Here is a 19708-nt window from a genome sequence, read left to right as displayed (position 1 = left end):
TTTGGTGTGATCTGCCTTACGCTCCTCGCACAGTCATACGACTGACTGAGTTCGTGACTAGCGCTGAGGAGAGCGGCATGGAGAACGTCGATGTGATCGTGGTCGGGGCCGGACTGGCGGGGCTGAGCGCTGCGCGCTCCCTTGTGGCGGACGGCAAGAGCGTTGTGGTGCTGGAGGCGCGCGACCGTGTCGCCGGTCGAAACCACGGCGGATTCCTCTCGAACGGTGTCCCAGTGGAACTCGGCGGTCAGTGGGTCGGCGCGACGCAGGATGTGGTCCTCGACCTCATCGACGAACTCGGTCTCGAGACCTTCCCCACCTACGACGACGGCGAGGCGATCACGTACGTCGACGGTCAGCGGCTGCGGTACTCGGACGAGACGTTCGGTCTGCCGGTCGAGGTGGCGGTCGAAGTCGGGCGGATCTGGGAGCAGATCGAGATCCTGGCGTCGACTGTCGACCTCGTACAGCCATGGGCCTCTCCGGACGCAGAGACTCTCGACCGGCAGACGCTCGACGGGTGGCTCACCGGAATCTCCGACGACTCAATCGCGATCCGGATGTTCCGCACCCTGGTGCCGGCCATCTTCTCCGCCGAGACTCCCGAGTTGTCGCTTCTCCACTTCCTGTTCTATGTGAAGTCGGGCACCAGCCTCGAGATCCTCGCCGCCACCACGGGCGGCGCGCAGGAGCACCGCGTGGTCGGCGGCACACATCTCATCTCCGAGCGCATGGCCGCCGAACTGGGTGAGCGCGTTCGCTTGAACACTGTGGTGCGTGACATCGCGCAGGACGACGACGGCGTGGTCGTCACGTTTGAGGGCGGACAGGTGTCCGGGTCGCATGTCGTCGTCGCAGTGCCGACCACACTGGCCTCACGCTTCCGGTACTCGCCGCCGCTGCCGTCCGCGCGCGACGCCCTCACGCAGCAGATGCCTGCGGGATCGGTGATCAAGTACCACGTCGCGTACAACACCCCGTTCTGGCGTGAAGACGGTCTGAGCGGGTTCGTCCTCGGGTTGGACAGTGCGTTCGGAGTGGTCCTGGACAACTCGCCGAACGACGCCTCCTGCGGCGTCCTTGTCGGATTCATCGAAGGCGCGCACGCCCGCACGGCCGCCGAGCAGACCGCCGACGAGCGTCGGGCTGCCGTGATCGCGCAGTTGGTCGAGTACTTCGGACCGCAGGCCTCTGAGCCGATCGAGGTGATCGAACAGGATTGGATGGCCGAGGAGTTCACCCGCGGGTGCTACGGCGGTCGGCTCGGTGCGGGCGTGTGGACCCAGTACGGCCGGGCGCTGGCGGCACCGGTCGGCCGCATCCACTGGGCGGGCGCCGAGACGTCGGATGTCTGGAACGGATACATGGACGGCGCGATCAGGTCCGGTCGCCGCGCTGCGGCCGAGATCCGCGATTCGGGACGCGCGGACGCATGAGTGGCCTCCCGGATCGCGTGGATGTCGTGGTCGTCGGCGCAGGCATGTCGGGACTCGTCGCCGCGCGTGATCTGACGCGCGCCGGCCTCGACGTCTGCGTCGTCGAGGCAGCGGATCGACCCGGCGGACGCGCCTACGGTGTCACGTCGGGCCTCGGCTCCCGGCTCGACCTCGGCGGGCAGTGGGTCGGGGCCGGGCACGAGCGGCTGCTCGCGTTGACCGACGAACTCGGCGGAACGGTCTACCCGATGGAGACTCCGCGCGTTCCACGCATCGTCGACTGCGGTCGCCGGGTTCGGCCGTACTCCCCCGCCGTGCTCATCGGGGTCGCGAGTATCGCCGCGCTCGAACTGATGTCGCGGACCCGCGTGCCTCACAAGTGGAGCGGCCTCACACTCGACCGACTGATCTCACGTGTCCCCGGTGCACGGACCCGCAGACTGCTCTCGTTGGTGGCGGGCGTGTCGTCGACGGCCGAACTCGACAAAGTCACTCTGGGTGCGCTCGCGACCACAGTGGGCGTGATGGGTGGCGCCGTGGGAATGCTCTCGTCACAGGGTGGCGCACAGGAGTCCCTGATCGTTGAAGGAGCAGGTCACCTGGTCGATCGCATGGCCGACGACCTCGGCGCGCGAGTGGTGCTCGGTGTGAGGGCCACCGCGGTGCGACGGGGCGATGAGGGAGTCGACGTATCGACCTCGGCGGGGCGGATAGCAGCCGATCATGTGGTGATCGCGGTGCCGCCGCCGGTGGCGAAGCGCATCGCCCATCACCCGCCACTGCCAGACGGCCGAACGAACGCGGAGCGGTCGATGCGCATGGGGTCGGTGTACAAAGCCGTCGCGGTCTACCCGAGGCCGTTCTGGCGAAAGGACGGTCCCGCGGAGACCTTGGCGATGGGCGACATCGGAATCGGCGTCTTCGATTCGTCTGCCCCCGGCGGGGCAGGTCACCTCACCGTGCTTGTCGGAGGATCGGACGCTCGGACGTTCGACGATCTCGGCCCGCAGGAACGCCGGGCTCGCATTCTCGACGTCCTCGGAGACCTGTTCGGAGACGACGCCCGCACTCCTGCCGACTGGCACGACAAGGTGTGGCATCTGGACGCCTTCGTCGAGGGCGGATACGTCGCGATGCCGCTGCCTGAAACCGTCGGCGCAGACCTCCCCGCATATTCGACGGCGTCCGGTCGGGTCCATTGGGCGGGAACCGAGACGTCCGACGATCACCCCGGCTATCTGGAGGGGGCGATCTGCGCAGGCCGGCGTGCGGCTGCCGAGATCACCGACCTCAGACCGTGACGAATCCCTTCTTGACCATCCAGTCGCGTGCGACGTCGGCGGGTTCCCGTCCGTCGACGTCCACCTGGCGGTTGAGTTCGCTCATCTCCTCGGACGTCAACGCGTCCATCACCGGCTTGGTGACCCTCGCGATAGACGGGTGAGCCTCGGCAGTCTCCGACCGCATCGTGACCGCCGCGTTGTAGTGCGGGAAGAAGTGGCGGTCGTCCTCGAGAAGCGCCAGATTCAGCGCCTTGATGCGGCCATCCGTCGTGAACACCTCGCCGAACGCACAGTTGCCGTTCGCAGTGGCCTGATAGATGATCCCCGTCTGCAGGATCTGCGTCTGCGCAGCCGACACCGGGAACTCATACGCTTTGGCCATCCCGGGGAAACCGTCTTGACGGCTCCTGAACTCGGTCTCCAGACATGTGCTGGCCGAACCCGGATCACGCTTGACCAGGTCCGCGTACTGCGAGAGCGTCCGAACTCCCAGCGAGGCGAGATTCTTCTGATTGACCGCGAGCGCGTACGTGTTGTCCAGCGGCGCGGGGTTCACCCATACGACGTCGTTCTGCTTGAGGTCCGCATCGCGAACCGCGTCGAACTGTGCGGTCGGGTCGGCGATCGGCTTCTCGTTGCCGAGATAGTTGATCCATCCGGTTCCCGTGTACTCGATCGCGAGGTCGACCTGTCCGGCCACCATCGCGTCGCGGGACGAGTTCGATCCTTGGATGTTCGTCAGATCCCGGACGTCCGCGCCCGCCGCGGCCACCGCGAACTCCAGGATGTAACCGAGCGTCACCTGTTCGGTGAAATCCTTCGAGCCGACGGTGATCTTGGCGCCGACCAGGTCGGGTTGTTCGGTGATCGACCCCGGCTTCACCGGCAAGGGAAGCGCACCACCCGATTCGAGGCCGCACGCGGCTCCAGCGGCGACCACGACGGTCGCGACGGTCGCGGCGACCGCGATGCGCAGTGAACGTCTTCTCATCGGAGTCCCTTCGGTCCCAGGTACCGTTCGGCGAGTGCGCCGCACCAGTCGACGATCAGAGCGAGACTCACCGCGAGCACGGCCCCCAGGACGAGCGTCACGTTGTCCCGGAGTTTGTAGCCGGTGTCGATCAGGATGCCGAGACCACCCGCGTCGACGAGGAAGCATAGGGTCGCCGTGCCCACTGCGAGGACGAGGGAGGTCCGCAGTCCCGCGAGGATGAACGGCACGGCCAGCGGCAATTCCACGGTCAGCAGGATCCGGACCTCCGACATTCCTTGGCCGCGCGCGGCGTCTATCAACGCGCGATCGACCTCGTTGAGGCCGAGGATGCTGTTCCGCAACACCGGCAGCAGTGAGTAGAACGCGACCGGCAGCACACCGATCCAGAAGCCCGTGGTCGCCGTCCACAGGAAGAAGAGCACCAGCAGACCGATGGCGGGCGCCGCCTGCCCGATGTTCGCGATGCCGACGAACAACGGCGCCAGCCAGCGGAAGCGGTTCCGGGTGACGAGGACGGCGAGCGGAACGGACACGGCCAGCACGATCGCCGTGATCGCCACGGTCAGCGCGAGGTGCTCGCCGATCAACTGGGCGATGTACGAGGTGTTGATCGTCGCCTTCTGCGTGTCGGTCAAGTCTCTGCTCAACGCCCACGTGAGGACGCCGCCCGCGAGAACTGCCACCACGAGCGGTTGCGCCCAGAGTTGGATGGTCGTCGAGCGCGCGACCTTCGTCTCGGTGGTCATCGGCCCGGGCCGTCGGTCGCCGCAGGAGTCTCGACGGGATTCGCGACGAGCCCGGCTTCGGCGATCGGCGGATCGCCGCGGTGCTCGTCACGCATCGACCTGATCGCGTCGATCAGCGTCTCGATCGTGACCACTCCTGCGTACCGGCCACGAGTGCCCGTGACCACTGTCGACGCGTTCCGTTCGGCCAGGATCGCCTCCAACGCGTCCTGGAGAGTCGAAGAGGTGGTGACCATCTCCCCGAGCGGGAGCCCGACGTTCCGGAGCGACGTCGCTCCCGCGAGGTGAGCGCGGTCCGTCCACCGGACGGGACGATCCCGGTTGTCCAGGATCACGCCCCAATCGTCGATGCGTGCAGCGAAGTCGGACACAGGTTCGTCTTCTCTGGCAGTCGGACGGTCTTCGATGTCGACGTCACGGACCCGTTTGAGATTCAACTGCTGGAGTGAGGCACCCTGCCCGACGAAGCCCGCGACCGTGTCGTTGGCGGGATTGGCGAGGATGGCCTCGGGTGTGTCGTACTGGAGGATTCGGGACTGTTCGCCGAGGACGGCGATGCGATCACCGAGTTTCACCGCTTCACTGAAGTCGTGGGTCACGAAGACGATGGTCTTGCGCAGTTCCTCTTGAAGCTGCATGAGTTCGTCTTGGAGCAGGCCGCGGGTGATGGGATCAACCGCGCCGAACGGTTCGTCCATCAGGAGGACCGGCGGGTCGGCCGCCAGCGCGCGAGCCACGCCGACCCGCTGCTGCTGCCCTCCGGACAGCTGACGGGGATAGCGATGTGCGAATTGGTCGGCGTCGAGTCCGACCATGTCGAGGAGTTCGGCGACGCGATCGGCGATCCGCTGTTTGTCCCACTTCAGCAGTTTCGGGACCACCGCGATGTTCTGGGCGACAGTCATGTGCGGGAACAGTCCACCCTGCTGGATGGCGTACCCGATGCTCTGCCGGAGCTTGTTCGCGTCGAGCGACAACGCGTCGCGTCCACCGATGGTGATCCGGCCGGACGTCGGTTCTATCAGCCGGTTGATCATTCTCATTGTGGTCGTCTTCCCACTGCCGGACGGCCCGACGAACACCACGATCTCACCGGCGGGAATCGTCATCGACACGTCCGCGACCGCCGGCGTCTTCTGGCCGGAATACGTCTTCGAGACATGATCGAGAACGATCTCCACGCCGGAGACGTCACCGGATCTCGATTCTGGACTCTCGGTCATCGGATTCCCTTCGAGGTGGTGAGCCGGCCGATCAGAACGTAGATCCCATCGAGGATCAGCGCGAGGATCACGATCAGGACCGTGCCGGTGAGTGCTTGTGGGATCGCTGTCGGGCTGCCCACTCGGGACAGTCCGGAGAAGATCAGGTTTCCTAGACCGGGGCCCTTGGCGTAGGCCGCGATCGCGAGGATTCCCATCGCCATCTGAGTGCTGACGCGCATGCCGGTCAAGATCGAAGGCCATGCGAGAACCAGCTCGACTCGGGTGAGGACACGGAGCCGACTCATGCCGATGCCGCGTGCCGCGTCTGTCACGGCGGGGTCGACGGCGCCGAGACCGACGATCGTGTTCCGCACGATCGGCAACAGCGAGTACATGGTCAGCGCGATGACAGTTGGAGGAACTCCCAGACCGAGAATCGGGATCAGCAGGCCCAGGAGTGCAAAGGACGGAATCGTGAGAATGGTGCTCGACAAAGCGGTGGCGATCGCTGACCCGGCCGGGCTCCGATACACGGCGATTCCGACCAGGACCCCGATGACCGTCGCGAGAAGAAGGCATTGAATCACGGCACTGACGTGCAGGTACGAATCGACGGCCAGTTGTGACCGCCGGTGGCTGATGAAATTCCAGATATCGTTCAGTGGATTTCTCCTCTAATCGATATCGACCGTAGCCCAATTCGCACAGTCAATCGTTCGTTCATACGATTATCGACGATCCCAGGACGCGGCTTTAGGGCCCTGGCCAGGGCTTCTCCGGATGGAAAGTCAGCCGCGCGCTTCGCCGAGTCGCCAGTACCCGGAGAAGAGAATCCGCTCGCGCCCGACTCCTCGATCCTCGACGAGGTGTCGCCGCATGCGGCGAATCGCAGACCGTTCTCCGCACAGCCACACCAGACCCACATCAGATGGGACAGACGCTGCGCGGAGCGCTTCGTCGAGCGCCGCGCCCGGGACTCGCGAACCGCGGACGATCCACTCGATCGACGTCGCCGAATCGACGGCCACTCGGTCCGACGCCGTGCCGACCTCGATCAGAACCCGAGTCGGCGACGACGGTGTCGTCTCGAGGATCCGCGCGATCGCCGGGAGCGCCGTCTCGTCGCCGACAAGCAGGCGCGACACCGGCGAGACAGCGGACGAGTACATCGCAGTGCTCTCCCGGATCCCGACAGCGGTCCCGATTCGGGCTCGACGAGCGAACCGTGTGCCGGGGCCTTGATCGCCGTGCACGACCACGTCGACGTCGACCTCGCACATCTGGGGGCGGTGTGCTCTCACGGTGTACCACCGCAGGTCGGGCCGGACGTCGTCGTCCATCGCACTGACCGCGGCCCGGATGTTCGGGCCGTCGTCGAGGGACGGCAGCATCAGCGGCTGATCCGCCGTGGTCGGCATGAGGAGCCCGATGTACTCGTCGGGGCCGGACGGAACAAAGCCGGCGAGTTCGGGCGCCCTCAGCGTCAGGCGTCTCATCCGCGGCGTCAGGTCGGCCACCGCGCCCACCGTCGCCGCATACACTCGACCGTCAGCCACGCCGCCGACCGCCCGCCAGCAGAAGCCAGAGGAAGAACACGCCGCCGATGACCACGGTGACCGCGCCGACGGGAATCGGTCCGGGCAGTGAGTACTGGGCGATGAGGTCGGACACCGCGAGGATGGTCGCCCCGGTCAACGCCGACACGACGAGACTCCGTGTCCGGGCGAGCGCGTACGCGATGTGCGGGGACACCAGCGCGACGAAGGCGATCGGGCCGGCGACGGCCACGGCGACCGCGACCAGCAGTGTGGCCACACCGATCAGCACCCACCGAAGACCGACGGTCCGGACGCCCAGCGTGACCGAGACGCTCTCCCCCAGCGCCGACAGCCGCGACGCAGCCGAGGTGACCATGAGAATCGGGGCTGCGATGACGAGCGCGATCAGCATCGGCCACAGATGGTCCCAACCGCGACCTTGCAGCGATCCGATGAGCCAGGCCTGCGCGGTGGTCGCACTGGCCACGAACACCTGCGTGAGGATGTAGTCGACGATCGCCGTCGCCATCGCGGCGATCGCGATTCCGGACAGGATCAGCTGGACGCCCTGCAATCCGGATCGTGCACTGATCAGCAGGATCAGAGCAGCTGCGACGACCGCGCCTATCGCCGCTCCGACAGCGGCTTGAGTCAGCGAACCACCGAGCACCAGGATCACCACGACGGCGCCGACCGAGGCGCCGTGACTCACGCCGAGCATGTCGGGCCCGGCGAGCGGGTTGCACGTCGTCGATTGAAACAGCGAACCCGAGACGGCTAGTGCCGCGCCGACGGTGATCGCCACGAGGGCACGCGGCAGTCGTCGGGTGAGGACGAAGAAGTCGGTGAGTCGGTTCGGCGGATCACCGAGCAGGGTGTCGATCAGCGCGGCCGGACTGACCCGGTATTCACCCAACAGGAGCGACGCCACCAAGACGACTGCCAGCAGACCCACCAGGGCCGCCGTGGTGATCGCGGTGCGCTTGCTGTATCGCATCGACCAGGTGCCATACCGCGACCGAATGACCCGATCGTCGGATGTGAGGGCGTGGTCGGTGACGGTGTGTGAGGAGATCACGACAGACCAGCCTTTCGTCGACCGTTGACGAAGAAGATGAGCATCGGGCCGCCGATGAGCGCCATCACAACACCGACCTGCACCTCGCCGCCTCTGCCGATGACCCGCCCGACCACGTCAGCCACCAGCAACAGCGTCGGCGCGGCGAGCATCGACAACGGCAGCAAGAGCCGGTGATCAGGGCCGATCACCGGACGCAACAGATGGGGCACCACCAGTCCGACGAACGCGATCGGGCCGGCGAGTGCCGTGGCCGTGCCTGCCAGCAGAGTCACCGCCACGAGGGCAAGGACCCTGACTCGTGCGGGCCGGGCGCCCAGCGACCGCGCGGTGTCGTCACCGAGGGCCAACGCGTTCAACGACGACGCTGATGCGAGAGCGAGAACTGCACCGGCGACCACAAATCCGAGCAGCGGAAGCGCCTCCTCGACCGGTCGTGCGGTCAACGATCCGACTCGCCAGAATCGGTACACGTCCAGAACCGACTCGTCGGTCAGGACGAGGGTCTGAGTGACCCCGGACAACACTGCGGCGAATGCGACGCCCGCGAGTGTCAGGCGCACGGGTGAGCCTGCGACGACTCGGCTCGACGAGAATGCCAGGATCACGATGGACGCAGCCGCTGCCCCGGCCAGCGCCAGCCAGACCGATCCGACGGCGCCGAGCGAACCGAACACCGTGAGGCCCACGACGACGCCGAACGACGCGCCTGCGTTCACACCGAGGACGCCGGGGTCGGCGAGCGGGTTGCGCGTGACAGCCTGCATCAGGACGCCCGCCAGTCCGAGTGCGACTCCGCAGATCAGAGCGTTGACGGTTCGGTTGACGCGAAGTGTGCCGACGATGTTCACGACGTTCTGGTCGCCGGTGCCGAGGAGAGCCTGGACGACGTCCCCGATGGGTGTGAAGCGTGCGCCGACGGCGAGACTCAACACGACGGCGACAACGAGCAGGGCCACGCACGCAGGGATCGCGATCCAGTTTCGCCGGCGAGCGCCGGCGGACAGATCGTCGTCCGGTCGCTTCACGGCCGTTGAAGAGGGCATGTTTGGGAAGTGTAGCCAACCCTACTATTGTCCTTGAACATGCAACTATCTCAGCGTCCCTCCCCACGCAGTCGACGCGGACTCGTAGCCGCAGTCGTCGGCGCCTTCGCAGTGATCGCCCTCGTCGTCTCCGGGTGCGGCTCGTCCGATGACGGCGCATCCGGCGGCGGCGACCCGTACACCGTCAAGCACGCCATGGGCGAGACGACGCTCGAGGGAGTCCCCCAGCGCATCGTGGTGCTCGACTCGCCGCACCTCGACGCGCTCATCGCACTCGGCATCACGCCGGTCGGCGCCCCGGAGATCGGTGCGGGCCGCGGTTTTCCCGGCTACCTCGCCGACAAGCTGACCGATGTAGCTGCCGTCGGCTACATCGCGGAACCGAACGTCGACGCGATCGCCAACCTCGCCCCCGATCTGATCATCGGATCCAAGGTGCGGCACGAGGCGCTGTACAAGGAACTCTCGGCCATCGCGCCGACGGTCTTCTCCGCCGACACCGGCACCAACTGGCACGAGCAGGCCGAACTGACCGCCGCAGCGGTCAACCAGTCGGCCAAGATGACCGAACTCCTCGCAGGTGTCGACGAGCGCGCGGCCGAAGTCGGAACGAAGGTCGGCGCCAAGGGCAAGAGCGTCTCGATCGTGCGCTTCCGCACCGACAACTTCCGCCTCTACGGACCCGGAACGTTCTCCGGATCGGTCCTGTCCACGATGGGTTTCACCTTCGGTGACCGCCAGTGGAACGAGTACTCGATGGCTGAATTGAGCCCCGAGCTGTACGAGCAGATCAACGGCGACGTCGTGTTCTACACGAGCCCCGGCGGCGATCCGGCGGCGACGACTCAGGCGTCGGTGACCAAGCTGTGGTCCGGCCTGCCTGCGGTCAAGGCGAACAAGGCGTTCAGTGTCGACGACGACACCTGGATGGTCGGCATCGGCGTCATCGGTGCGGGTCTGGTCACCGACCAGGTCGAGAAGCTGCTGGCCTGAGCAGATTCATGAAGCACGACGACGCTGTGTTGACCGCCACGGGCCTGTCCATCTCCTACGACGGCCGCGCGGTGGTGCACAGCGTCGACGTCGCGCTCACCGAGGGCGCCTTCACGGTGATCCTCGGGCCGAACGCATCCGGGAAGTCGACAGTGCTGCGCTCGCTAGCCCGGGTTCACAAGCGTGACGACGGCGACATCGTCTTCGACGGCAAGAGCCTCGACGCATACGGTTCCAAGGAGCTGGCCCGGCGACTCGGTCTGCTTCCGCAGGATGCGGTGTCGCCGGAGGGCATGCGCGTCGCCGATCTGATCTCCCGGGGAAGGCATCCTCACCACTCGGCAGTGCAACGGTGGACCACCGAGGACGACGAGGCCACGCGAGCCGCGATGGCCGCGACCGGGACCACTGCGTTGGCCCAACGATTCGTCGACCAGTTGTCCGGCGGGCAGCGGCAACGCGTCTGGGTCGCGTTGCTCCTGGCTCAACAGACCGATGTGATGCTCCTCGACGAACCGACGACATTCCTCGACATCGCGTACCAGTTCGAGCTGCTCGACCTGCTCCGCGACCTGAACCGCGGGGGCAAGACGGTCGTCGCAGTCCTGCACGACCTGAATCAGGCGGCGCGGTATGCCGATCAGTTGATCTTGATGAAGGACGGCGAGGTCGTGGCGACCGGTTCGCCGTCGGAACTGTTGACCGCAGAGCGCGTGCACGACGTGTTCGGGATCGAGGCGGTCGTCGTCGACGATCCGGTGACCGGCACCCCGATGGTCGTTCGACGCTAGGTCGCGGGACTTGCGAGGCTGAGCGCGAGACGGGTGCATGTGGCGGCGAGGTCGTCGATCGACACGTCGCGTTCGACGATCCACGCCTCGATGAGACGATTCACTCCCCCGACCACGAACCGCGCCGCGGGTCGGAGTTCGGCGTCGTCGACAGCCCTCCCATCGGGCTCGCCCGCGATCTCGACGAAGTGTGCGAGCACGATGTCGGCGACCAGGTCGAGCGTCTCGTTCCTCCGGTGCTCGAGGCCGGGGACGCTCGACACGTCCGTTGTCATGATCCGGAACGCCTCGGGGTCGTCGGCGACCGCGCGCAGGAACGCGGTGAGCGCTGCGTGCAGTCGTCTGCCGATCGAGCCGCCCGTCTCGGAGCTCGATTGCAACATGGTGGCGACCATCTGTTCCCGGACGCCGTCGGCGATCGCGACGAGGTACGCGTCCCGATTGTCGAAGTTCTCGTAGAAGTAGCGGGCGGCCAGTTCGGCGTCCCGGCACACCCCGCGGATGCTGATGTCGCCGATTCCCGCTCGGCCCCAGGTGGTCCGGCCGACGGTGAGCAGGCGTGTTCGGCGTTCGTTCCGCCGGTCGTCGGCGGTCACGCCCGCGTAATCGCGCACTGCTGCTGGTCGAGTCATTGACAGCAGAGTCTAGTCGCTCTAGATTCGGCACACAGGTGTTATCCAATACCTCGGTGAACCGGAAGGCACGACGTTGACGAGTCAGATCCCCCGACGGCATCCCACGACGCCCGCCGCGGTCCCGCCGGGCGTCGCGGCGTTTGCTCGTCTCCTCCGGATCAGTGCGCCCGACGAAGCTCAGTTCCGCCGCTACGGCGAAGCACTGAACGAAGGCGATCCCCTCATGGACGACCTCGTCGACTGGATGGTCGCCGTGGGCGTCAAGACGATCCGTCCGAAGTTCGAGCTCGCACTCGAGCGCGGCATCGCTCACGTCGACGACGCACCACAAGAGTTGCGCGACTTCTTCGCCGTCGTCGAGGGCACACCGTCGTGGGTCGACCACGATGCGCTCCGCACTGCGGGGCTGGCGATGAACTCGAGCGGTGTCGACGGCCTCTATATCGCGCGGGACGTCTCCCTCGTCGGCGGCTACACGTTCTCCGGATTCAATCAGACTCTGCTGCGCACGGGAGCTCTCGAGAAGGGCTCGAACACCCGGTTCGCCGAGACCTCGCAGTGGGCGATCGATGTGATCAGCGCGGGTGGCCTCGACCGTTTCGGCGCGGGCTACCGGTCGACTCTACGAGTCCGATTGATTCACTCGCTCGTCCGACGCCACGTCGTCGCAATGGAGGATTGGGACTCCGACCTGTACGGCCTTCCGATCAATCAGACCGACATGGCAGCCACCATCGTCGGTTCTCTTGTGGCGCCCGCGCTGGGCGGCCTCGGCATCGGCCTCTTCCACACGCCGGCCGAGTACGCGGCGATCGCTCATCTGACCAGGTATGTCGGCTGGTTGATGGGCATCTCCGACGAGTTCCTGCCGACCGACTTCTCCGGCGCCGTGCGACTCCTCCATCACACCTCCGCGGCACTCGCCGTTCCGGACGGCACCTCGAAGCAACTCGCCAGGCCGATGGCTGACGATCCGCTGACCTGGAACTATCCGCGCATGCAGGCGGCCAGGAGGCGGATCGCTCGATCTCAGCACCTGTCGATCAGCACGTTCTTCCTCGGGCGTGGTGCGATGCGCACTCTCGGCCTCCCCACGAACACCCTGCCGTGGTACCCGCTTGTGAAGATCCCGGTGAACCTCGTCGAGTCCGCCCTCCGCCTTCTGCCGGGTGGGCGAGAGCGCTCCGCAGCCCGGGGCGTGCGTGCGCAACAACGGTTTCTGTCGGTGATGGAAGCCGCACCGGTCACGATCGGGGCGACAACTCACCTCGCTTCACATGCGGCCTGACCTGCACTGACGGGCCGTCTCTTCGACGATCCGGCATGTCTGATTTTTAGTTAGCTGTTGGAAACTAATAGAGTCGCGGGTGTTCCGACACATCCAGGAGTCCGCATTGACCGACATCACAAGTCACGACGTCGCGACCATGTACCAACACCTCACCAGGGTGAACCGCACATTGCGCGCCCACGGTGCCAGCGCCGGGCTGTCGGCGGGCACTGCGAGCAGCCTCTGGACGATCCTCAACAACGCGCCGATCCGAGTCACCACGCTCGCCGAACGTGAGTCGGTGGCTGTGCCCACGATGTCGAAGATCGTCACGTCCCTCGTCGACCGCGGCTACGTCGCCAAGGTGAAAGACCCGGACGATGCGCGCGTGATCCTGTTGGAACCCACCGACGCGGGCCGTGAGGTGATCACCGAGATGCGGTTCGTCCGCACACGTGCACTCGCCGACGCACTCACACGCCTGTCCCCCATCGAACGAGCCACCGTCGACGACGGTCTGCGTCTGCTCGCCGACGCAATCGCCGCCGACTCCGAGGAGAACCGCGCATGACCGCACCCGCATCCGCCGTCACCGCTGACGAACCCGATCCGCACTACAAATGGATCGCACTCTCGAACACCACCCTCGGGATGCTGATCGCCACCATCAACAGCTCGATCGTTCTGATCGCCCTGCCCGACATCTTCAAGGGCATCAAGCTGAACCCGCTCGAGCCCGCCAACACCAGTTACCTGCTCTGGATGATGATGGGCTTCCTCGTCGTCACGGCTGTCCTGGTCGTCAGCTTCGGCAGGCTGGGCGACATGTTCGGGCGTGCCCGCATGTACAACATGGGCTTCGCCGTGTTCACGGTCTCGTCCATCTTCCTGGCGATCACCTGGTTCGACGGACCGGCCGCGGCCATCTGGCTGATCGCCTGGCGCGTGATCCAAGGCATCGGCGGCGCGTTTCTGATGGCCAACTCGTCGGCCATCCTGACCGACGCGTTCCCCGCGCACCAGCGAGGGCTCGCGATGGGCATCAACGGCGTCGCAGCCATCGCGGGTTCGTTCCTCGGTCTGTTGATCGGCGGAGTGCTGGCGCCGATCCAGTGGCACTACATCTTCCTGGTCTCGGTTCCGTTCGGCGTCGTGGGCACCGTCTGGGCGTACCTCAAGCTCCGCGACACCGGGGTCCGGACCACCGCACGCATGGACTGGTGGGGCAACGTGACCTTCGCCGTCGGTCTCATCGCGATTCTCATCGCCATCACCTACGGCATCCAGCCCTACGGCGACTCCGACATGGGCTGGACCAACCCCTGGGTGCTCACGGGCCTCATCGGCGGCCTTGCGGTCCTCGTGCTCTTCCTCTGGATCGAGACCCGTGTCGACAGTCCGCTGTTCGACCTCAGCCTCTTCAAGAGCCGGTCGTTCAGCGCAGGCAACGCCGCCAACCTGATGGCCTCGATCGGACGCGGCGGACTGCAGTTCATCCTGATCATCTGGCTCCAGGGAATCTGGCTCCCCCAACACGGCTACGACTATTCGCAGACACCGCTGTGGGCCGGTATCTACATGGTCCCGATGACGATCGGCTTCCTGCTCGTGGCTCCCGTGTCCGGTGCACTGTCCGATCGCCTCGGGACGAAGTGGTTCACCACGCTCGGCATGCTGATCACCGCGGGGACCTTCGTTGCGCTGATCGCGTTGCCTGTCGATTTCTCGTACGTGTGGTTTGCGATCATCCTGTTGATCAACGGTGTCGGCATGGGGCTGTTCGCCTCCCCCAACCGCGCCGAGGTCATGAATTCGCTGCCCGCCAACGCGCGCGGGTCGGGTGCCGGCATGATGACGACGTTCCAGAACGCGGCCATGGTCCTGTCGATCGGTGTGTTCTTCTCGCTGATGATCGCCGGACTGAGCGCACATCTGCCTGACGCGATGTACTCGGGACTCACCGAGAACGGGCTTCCGGCGAGTCAGGCGACGGACATCGCGAACCTTCCGACAGTCGGTGTGCTGTTCGCCGCATTCCTCGGCTACAACCCGATCAAAGAACTGCTCGGAAGCACGGGCGGTCACGTGCCGGGTGTCGATGTCGATCACCTGACCGGCCTGGACTTCTTCCCGCATCTCATCTCCGACCCGTTCTCGGACGGTCTGAGTGCAGCGTTCACCTTCGCACTCGTCTGCTGCGTGCTGGGAGCAGTGTTCTCGCTGTTCACTGATTCGAAGCCGGCGGCACCCGACGACGTGCCCCTCGCGGAGCGACACCACGAATCGGTCGGCGAGGAACTCGCCGCAACCGCGAGTGTCGCGAGCGGCGAGGCCCCCTCCGAACTAGTGGACTGACGCCGGCTGCGCGGGTCAGTCGGTGGTCACGTACTGGGCGAGGTGCTGCCCGGTGAGCGTCGTCGCGTCAGCGACCAGATCCGCGGGAGTGCCCTCGAAGACCACGGTGCCACCGTCCTGTCCCGCGCCAGGGCCGATGTCGATGATCCAGTCGGCGTGCGCCATGACCGCCTGATGATGCTCGATCACGATCACCGACTTGCCCGCGTCGACGAGTCGGTCGAGCAGGCCCAAGAGCTGCGCCACGTCGGCAAGGTGAAGGCCGGTCGTCGGTTCGTCCAGCACGTAGGTCGACGCCTTCTCAGCCATAGCGGTTGCGAGTTTGATGCGCTGGCGCTCGCCGCCGGACAGCGTGGTCAGCGGCTGGCCGAGGGTCAGGTAACCGAGTCCGACGTCGGTCAGCCGCACGAGGATCTTGTGCGCGGCCGGCGTACGGGCTTCTCCGTCCGCGAAGTACTCGAGCGCCTCGTCGACCGACATGGCGAGCACCTCGCTGATGTCGCGGCCCCCGAGGCGGTACTCCAGGACGTCGGAGTTGAAACGTTTGCCCTCACAGTCGTCGCAGGGCGTGGCCACGCCGGCCATGGTGGCCAGGTCGGTGTAGATGACGCCCGCGCCCTTGCAGGTCGGGCAGGCGCCCTCCGAGTTCGCACTGAACAGGGCGGGCTTGACCCCGTTGGCCTTGGCGAACGCCTTGCGGACAGGTTCGAGGAGGCCCGTGTAGGTTGCGGGGTTGCTCCGCCGGGAGCCTCGGATCGCGGTCTGGTCGATGGTGACGACATCGGCGTCCGACGGCATCGACCCGTGGATCAGTGAGCTCTTTCCGGAACCCGCGACACCGGTGACCACGACGAGCACACCGAGCGGCACGTCGACGTCGACCTGGCGAAGATTGTTGGTCGAGGCACCCCGGATCTGGATGTGTCCGGCCGGTGCACGGAATCCGGATTTGAGAGAACTTCGGTACCCGAGATGCCTGCCGGTCAGAGTATCGCTCAAGGTCAGGCCTTCGACGCTGCCTTCGAAACAGATCTCACCGCCGTTCGAGCCGGCTCGGGGGCCGATGTCGACGACGTGATCGGCGATCATGATGGTCTCCGGCTTGTGCTCCACCACCAGAACGGTGTTCCCCTTGTCGCGCAGGCGAAGCAGGAGGGTGTTCATCCGCGCGATGTCGTGCGGGTGCAACCCGATGGTCGGCTCGTCGAAGATGTACGTGACGTCTGTCAGTGCCGACCCGAGGTGGCGGATCATCTTGGTGCGCTGGGCCTCACCTCCGGACAGGGTGCCCGTCGGGCGTTCCAGTGCGAGATAGCCGAGCCCGATCTCGACGAACGAGGAGAGGGTCGCACCGAGTTTGTCCAGCAGCGGCGCCACTGTCGGATCGTCGAGGCCGGCCACCCACGTCGCCAGATCGGAGATCTGCATGCGGCACGCGTCGGCGATGCTGATCCCCGCGATGCGCGAGTTGCGGGCATGCTCGGCGAGGCGAGTGCCGTCGCACTCGGGGCAGGTGTCGGCGGTGACCGCCCGCTCGATGAACGCCCGAACATGCGGCTGCACCGAGTCGATGTCTTTCGAGAGCATCGACTTCGTGATCCTCGGGATCAGGCCCTCATAGGTGATGTTGATGCCGTCGACCTTGATCTTGACGGCCTCCTTGTACAGCAGATCGTCGAGCTCACGCTTGGTGAACGATTTGATCGGCTTGTCGGCGTCGAAGAAGCCGGAACCGCCGTACACCCGCCCGTACCAGCCGTCCGAACTGAACCCCGGAATGGTGATGGCGCCTTCGTTGAGCGACTTCTCCCCGTCGTAGATCTGCGTCAGGTCGATGTCGGAGACAGTGCCCATTCCTTCGCATCGAGGACACATGCCGCCGAGTCGTTCGAAAGTCGCCTTGGACGCCTTCTTGTCGCCCACCTTGATGGCGCCGCTGCCGCTGACAGTCGGGACATTGAACGAGAAGGCGTTGGCCGACGCGACGCGTGGTTCGCCGAGGCGACTGAACAGGATGCGGAGCATCGCATTCGCGTCGGTGATCGTGCCGACGGTCGATCGAGGGTTGCCGCCGATTCGTTCCTGGTCGACGATGATCGCCGTGGTGATCCCGTCGAGGAGGTCGACGTCTGGGCGAGCGAGGCTCGGCATGAAGCCCTGCACAAACGAGCTGTACGTCTCGTTGATCAGTCGCTGCGACTCCGCCGCCACAGTCCCGAACACGAGTGAGCTCTTGCCGGAGCCCGACACGCCGGTGAACACCGTCAGACGGCGCTTCGGCAGCACCACCGAGACCTCTTTGAGGTTGTTCACTCGGGAGCCGTGCACCCGGATCTGGTCGTGCGAGTCTGCGGGAGGAGCGATGTCAGCCATGCGCACTATTGTGACCGATGGGACGAACCGCTGTCCTGGCGCCGAGCGTCAGCTGTCGACGAGCAGTCCCTGAACGGCGTTTCTCACAGCTGTACGCGTGGCCGAGTCGCCCGTCGGATTGATTCCGATGGCAACGGTCATCGGGGAACTGTTCACAACCGCGATCATGATGTCGTCACCGATGATTCCGGGTCTGCCGGTCACCGGAATGGTACTGGTCAACAGGCTGACCGCGGTCTTCGACTTCTCCAACCGATTCGGCTCGACGACTGTGCCCGTAGGCCCGGTTGTGGTGACGGAGCTGTATCCGGGGCCGACGGCGAGGCATTCGAGGATCTTGCGCGCGACTCCGTCAGTGTTGGTGCTGAAGTCGGATGGAAGCGTACCGACCGCGATTTGAGCGATCCATGTTCCCACCGTCCGCTTGTAGACCCCTTCGGCGTCGGTGACGAACGGGAAAGTCGAGGAACCGGAGTCGGCGGTCCAGCCAGTGGGCGGCATCGCCGATGCCGGGATCTCGATCCTTCCCGACTCGATTCGCGAGGTGCCGACGGTGCTCGTCGCCCGGCCGTCGACGCACTGGGTGGGCACTCCGGCCACCACCGCCGGGTCAGTCGGTCGCGATGACGTGGATGTCGTGGATGTCGTGGTTGTCGTCGAACTGCTGCTGGACGCGGTGTCTGTCGAGGAGTCCGAGTCACGGTTGATCAACCAGACCATCAGCGCCGCGACAAGAATCGTGACGGCGAGGACGGCGACGACGATCATGATCGTCTTCTTGTTGTTGCTGTCTCCGGCCTGCTGGCCGGGACCCGAGAACGCAGGTTGCGCGTACTGCGGCGTGTACTGCGGCTGCCCGTACGGTTGTCCCGACTGGTAGCCGGACGACTGCGCCTGCTGGTAAGGATTCTGCGGGTAGGCGGCCTGCTGAGTGTAGGGCCGCGTGTACGGCTGCTGTGGAGCGGACTGCGGTGATGGCGTCTGTGGCGGCACAGGTGCAGGCTTCGCCAGGTTCGGCTGCTGCGGCGGCTGTGCCGGAACGCCGACCGACCCCGGGTTGATCATCGTCGGCTGGTACCCGCCAGGGGTCGCTGCACCGGAGTTGAGTGCGGCTCGCAGGTCGCGAGCGAAGTCCATGCAGGTCGGGTAACGATTGACCGCCTGCTTGTCCATCCCCCGCGCGAGCACTGCGTCGACGCTCGGCGGCAGGTCGGCACGGATCGACCTGGCGTGCGGGATCGGGTTGTGCAGGTGCGCGTTGATGATCTCGGTCGGCTTGCGCTCCGGGTACGGCGCACGCCCGGTGAGGAGTCGGAATGCGGTACACGCCAGGGAGTACTGGTCGGCACGTCCGTTGAGGTCGCCGCCTCGGAGCTGTTCGGGCGAGGTGTATTGGATCGACCCCACGGTGAGGTCTGCGGCAGTGAGCGCGGTCTCGTTGCCGACGGTCCGCGCGATGCCGAAATCGGTGAGGTACACCTTGCGGTGCGTCGCCTGGGTGCTGTCGATGAGGATGTTCGCCGGCTTCACGTCCCGGTGCAGCAGGCCCTTGCCGTGTGCGTAGTCCAGCGCGTCCGCCACTGCAGTGATCACTTCCGCGGCGTCAGACGGACTGAACGGACCATTCTGCTTCATCAGCTCGTTGGCGTCCGCGCCGGGGATGTACTTCATCGTGATCCACAGCTGACCGCGATCCTCACCTCGGTCGTAGACGCTCACGATGCTCGGGTGGTCGAGCGCCGACGCGAGGTCGGCCTCCCGGATGAACCGGGCACGGTACGTCGGATCCGCAGTCAACTCGCTGGGCAGAAGTTTCAATGCGTCTTGACGAGGCAATCGGGGGTGCTGCGCGAGGTACACCTCGCCCATTCCTCCGGCTCCGAGCGAGCGCACGATTCGGTAACCGGCGAACAGCTGACCTGGACTCAACATGAGGACAGCCTAGTGTCGCGTGTTGGAAGTTCC

Annotated in this window: 17 protein-coding genes; 7 read left to right on the top strand and 10 right to left on the bottom strand. The window is 65.8% G+C overall.

Annotated elements, in window-relative coordinates:
- The first annotated feature begins 77 nt into the window (after nucleotides 1-77).
- Both GM1_RS02345 and GM1_RS02340 read left to right on the top strand, forming a co-directional pair.
- Nucleotides 78-1436, top strand: coding sequence for a flavin monoamine oxidase family protein (locus GM1_RS02345; RefSeq protein WP_040519334.1), 1359 nt, complete (start codon nucleotides 78-80; stop codon nucleotides 1434-1436).
- Nucleotides 1433-2737: a flavin monoamine oxidase family protein gene (locus GM1_RS02340; protein ID WP_008376308.1), complete on the top strand. Its 1305-nt coding sequence runs from the start codon at nucleotides 1433-1435 to the stop codon at nucleotides 2735-2737. Before GM1_RS02345 ends, GM1_RS02340 begins: the two co-directional genes overlap by 4 nt.
- Here GM1_RS02340 and GM1_RS02335 read toward each other — a convergent pair.
- The 7 genes from GM1_RS02335 to GM1_RS02305 all read right to left on the bottom strand — a co-directional run bounded on the left by GM1_RS02335 (nucleotide 2727) and on the right by GM1_RS02305 (nucleotide 9326).
- Nucleotides 2727-3710: a glycine betaine ABC transporter substrate-binding protein gene (locus GM1_RS02335; protein WP_008376306.1), complete on the bottom strand. Its 984-nt coding sequence runs from the start codon at nucleotides 3708-3710 to the stop codon at nucleotides 2727-2729. The genes GM1_RS02340 and GM1_RS02335 overlap by 11 nt on opposite strands.
- Nucleotides 3707-4459: an ABC transporter permease gene (locus tag GM1_RS02330; RefSeq protein ID WP_008376305.1), complete on the bottom strand. Its 753-nt coding sequence runs from the start codon at nucleotides 4457-4459 to the stop codon at nucleotides 3707-3709. Before GM1_RS02330 ends, GM1_RS02335 begins: the two co-directional genes overlap by 4 nt.
- On the bottom strand, nucleotides 4456-5682 hold the full coding sequence (locus tag GM1_RS02325; protein WP_008376303.1) for an ABC transporter ATP-binding protein: 1227 nt from the start codon (nucleotides 5680-5682) through the stop codon (nucleotides 4456-4458). Before GM1_RS02325 ends, GM1_RS02330 begins: the two co-directional genes overlap by 4 nt.
- The gene (locus tag GM1_RS02320; RefSeq protein ID WP_174316856.1) at nucleotides 5679-6326 is read right to left on the bottom strand and encodes an ABC transporter permease; all 648 of its coding nucleotides are present in this window, start codon (nucleotides 6324-6326) and stop codon (nucleotides 5679-5681) included. Before GM1_RS02320 ends, GM1_RS02325 begins: the two co-directional genes overlap by 4 nt.
- 126 nt (nucleotides 6327-6452) lie before the next feature.
- Complete coding sequence (locus GM1_RS02315; RefSeq protein ID WP_008376300.1) at nucleotides 6453-7220, bottom strand: siderophore-interacting protein; 768 nt, start codon at nucleotides 7218-7220, stop codon at nucleotides 6453-6455.
- Nucleotides 7213-8280 (bottom strand): FecCD family ABC transporter permease, encoded by a 1068-nt coding sequence (locus GM1_RS02310; protein ID WP_008376298.1) that lies wholly within the window; start codon nucleotides 8278-8280, stop codon nucleotides 7213-7215. The genes GM1_RS02315 and GM1_RS02310 overlap by 8 nt, the downstream gene beginning before the upstream one ends.
- Complete coding sequence (locus GM1_RS02305; RefSeq protein ID WP_081604219.1) at nucleotides 8277-9326, bottom strand: FecCD family ABC transporter permease; 1050 nt, start codon at nucleotides 9324-9326, stop codon at nucleotides 8277-8279. The genes GM1_RS02310 and GM1_RS02305 overlap by 4 nt, the downstream gene beginning before the upstream one ends.
- 39 nt (nucleotides 9327-9365) lie before the next feature.
- On the opposite strand from GM1_RS02305, the gene GM1_RS02300 reads away from it, so the two are divergent.
- Nucleotides 9366-10319: an ABC transporter substrate-binding protein gene (locus GM1_RS02300; protein WP_052005276.1), complete on the top strand. Its 954-nt coding sequence runs from the start codon at nucleotides 9366-9368 to the stop codon at nucleotides 10317-10319.
- Nucleotides 10320-10327: 8 nt separating this feature from the next.
- Nucleotides 10328-11110 carry an ABC transporter ATP-binding protein gene (locus GM1_RS02295; RefSeq protein WP_008376293.1) on the top strand — a complete coding sequence of 261 codons (783 nt, stop codon included), beginning with the start codon at nucleotides 10328-10330 and terminating at the stop codon, nucleotides 11108-11110.
- Here the strand turns inward: GM1_RS02295 and GM1_RS02290 are convergent.
- Nucleotides 11107-11742: a TetR/AcrR family transcriptional regulator gene (locus tag GM1_RS02290; protein WP_040519332.1), complete on the bottom strand. Its 636-nt coding sequence runs from the start codon at nucleotides 11740-11742 to the stop codon at nucleotides 11107-11109. The genes GM1_RS02295 and GM1_RS02290 overlap by 4 nt on opposite strands.
- A gap of 76 nt (nucleotides 11743-11818) precedes the next feature.
- Here GM1_RS02290 and GM1_RS02285 point away from each other — a divergent pair, with 76 nt between their 5' ends.
- From GM1_RS02285 to GM1_RS02275, 3 genes are all read left to right on the top strand, one after another.
- The gene (locus GM1_RS02285) at nucleotides 11819-13033 is read left to right on the top strand and encodes an oxygenase MpaB family protein (RefSeq protein WP_008376289.1); all 1215 of its coding nucleotides are present in this window, start codon (nucleotides 11819-11821) and stop codon (nucleotides 13031-13033) included.
- Nucleotides 13034-13139: 106 nt separating this feature from the next.
- A complete protein-coding gene (locus GM1_RS02280; RefSeq protein ID WP_223291371.1) occupies nucleotides 13140-13586 on the top strand; it encodes a MarR family winged helix-turn-helix transcriptional regulator in 447 nt (148 codons plus the stop codon).
- Nucleotides 13583-15370, top strand: coding sequence for an MFS transporter (locus GM1_RS02275; protein ID WP_008376286.1), 1788 nt, complete (start codon nucleotides 13583-13585; stop codon nucleotides 15368-15370). Before GM1_RS02280 ends, GM1_RS02275 begins: the two co-directional genes overlap by 4 nt.
- Nucleotides 15371-15385: 15 nt before the next feature.
- Here GM1_RS02275 and GM1_RS02270 read toward each other — a convergent pair whose 3' ends face one another.
- Together GM1_RS02270 and GM1_RS02265 are read right to left on the bottom strand one after the other, a co-directional pair.
- Nucleotides 15386-17743, bottom strand: a complete 2358-nt coding sequence (locus tag GM1_RS02270; RefSeq protein WP_008376285.1) for an ATP-binding cassette domain-containing protein — start codon at nucleotides 17741-17743, stop codon at nucleotides 15386-15388.
- Between the two features lie 48 nt (nucleotides 17744-17791).
- Nucleotides 17792-19675, bottom strand: a complete 1884-nt coding sequence (locus tag GM1_RS02265) for a serine/threonine-protein kinase (RefSeq protein WP_008376284.1) — start codon at nucleotides 19673-19675, stop codon at nucleotides 17792-17794.
- Between the last annotated feature and the right edge of the window lie 33 nt (nucleotides 19676-19708).

It is taken from the genome of Gordonia malaquae NBRC 108250 (genome assembly GCF_000344135.1).
In the GTDB taxonomy this organism is placed as follows: Bacteria; Actinomycetota; Actinomycetes; order Mycobacteriales; family Mycobacteriaceae; genus Gordonia; species Gordonia malaquae.
This window is presented reverse-complemented; position numbering and strand designations above follow the sequence as displayed.

Excerpts from the sequence above, each read along its gene's own strand:
- GM1_RS02330 (WP_008376305.1), bottom strand. The coding sequence starts at position 4,459 with ATGACCACCGAGACGAAGGTCGCGCGCTCGACGACCATCCAACTCTGG.
- GM1_RS02340 (WP_008376308.1), top strand. The coding sequence starts at position 1,433 with ATGAGTGGCCTCCCGGATCGCGTGGATGTCGTGGTCGTCGGCGCAGGC.
- GM1_RS02300 (WP_052005276.1), top strand. The coding sequence starts at position 9,366 with ATGCAACTATCTCAGCGTCCCTCCCCACGCAGTCGACGCGGACTCGTA.
- GM1_RS02345 (WP_040519334.1), top strand. The coding sequence starts at position 78 with ATGGAGAACGTCGATGTGATCGTGGTCGGGGCCGGACTGGCGGGGCTG.
- GM1_RS02335 (WP_008376306.1), bottom strand. The coding sequence starts at position 3,710 with ATGAGAAGACGTTCACTGCGCATCGCGGTCGCCGCGACCGTCGCGACC.
- GM1_RS02270 (WP_008376285.1), bottom strand. The coding sequence starts at position 17,743 with ATGGCTGACATCGCTCCTCCCGCAGACTCGCACGACCAGATCCGGGTG.
- GM1_RS02295 (WP_008376293.1), top strand. The coding sequence starts at position 10,328 with ATGAAGCACGACGACGCTGTGTTGACCGCCACGGGCCTGTCCATCTCC.
- GM1_RS02275 (WP_008376286.1), top strand. The coding sequence starts at position 13,583 with ATGACCGCACCCGCATCCGCCGTCACCGCTGACGAACCCGATCCGCAC.
- GM1_RS02305 (WP_081604219.1), bottom strand. The coding sequence starts at position 9,326 with ATGCCCTCTTCAACGGCCGTGAAGCGACCGGACGACGATCTGTCCGCC.
- GM1_RS02290 (WP_040519332.1), bottom strand. The coding sequence starts at position 11,742 with ATGACTCGACCAGCAGCAGTGCGCGATTACGCGGGCGTGACCGCCGAC.
- GM1_RS02265 (WP_008376284.1), bottom strand. The coding sequence starts at position 19,675 with ATGTTGAGTCCAGGTCAGCTGTTCGCCGGTTACCGAATCGTGCGCTCG.
- GM1_RS02325 (WP_008376303.1), bottom strand. The coding sequence starts at position 5,682 with ATGACCGAGAGTCCAGAATCGAGATCCGGTGACGTCTCCGGCGTGGAG.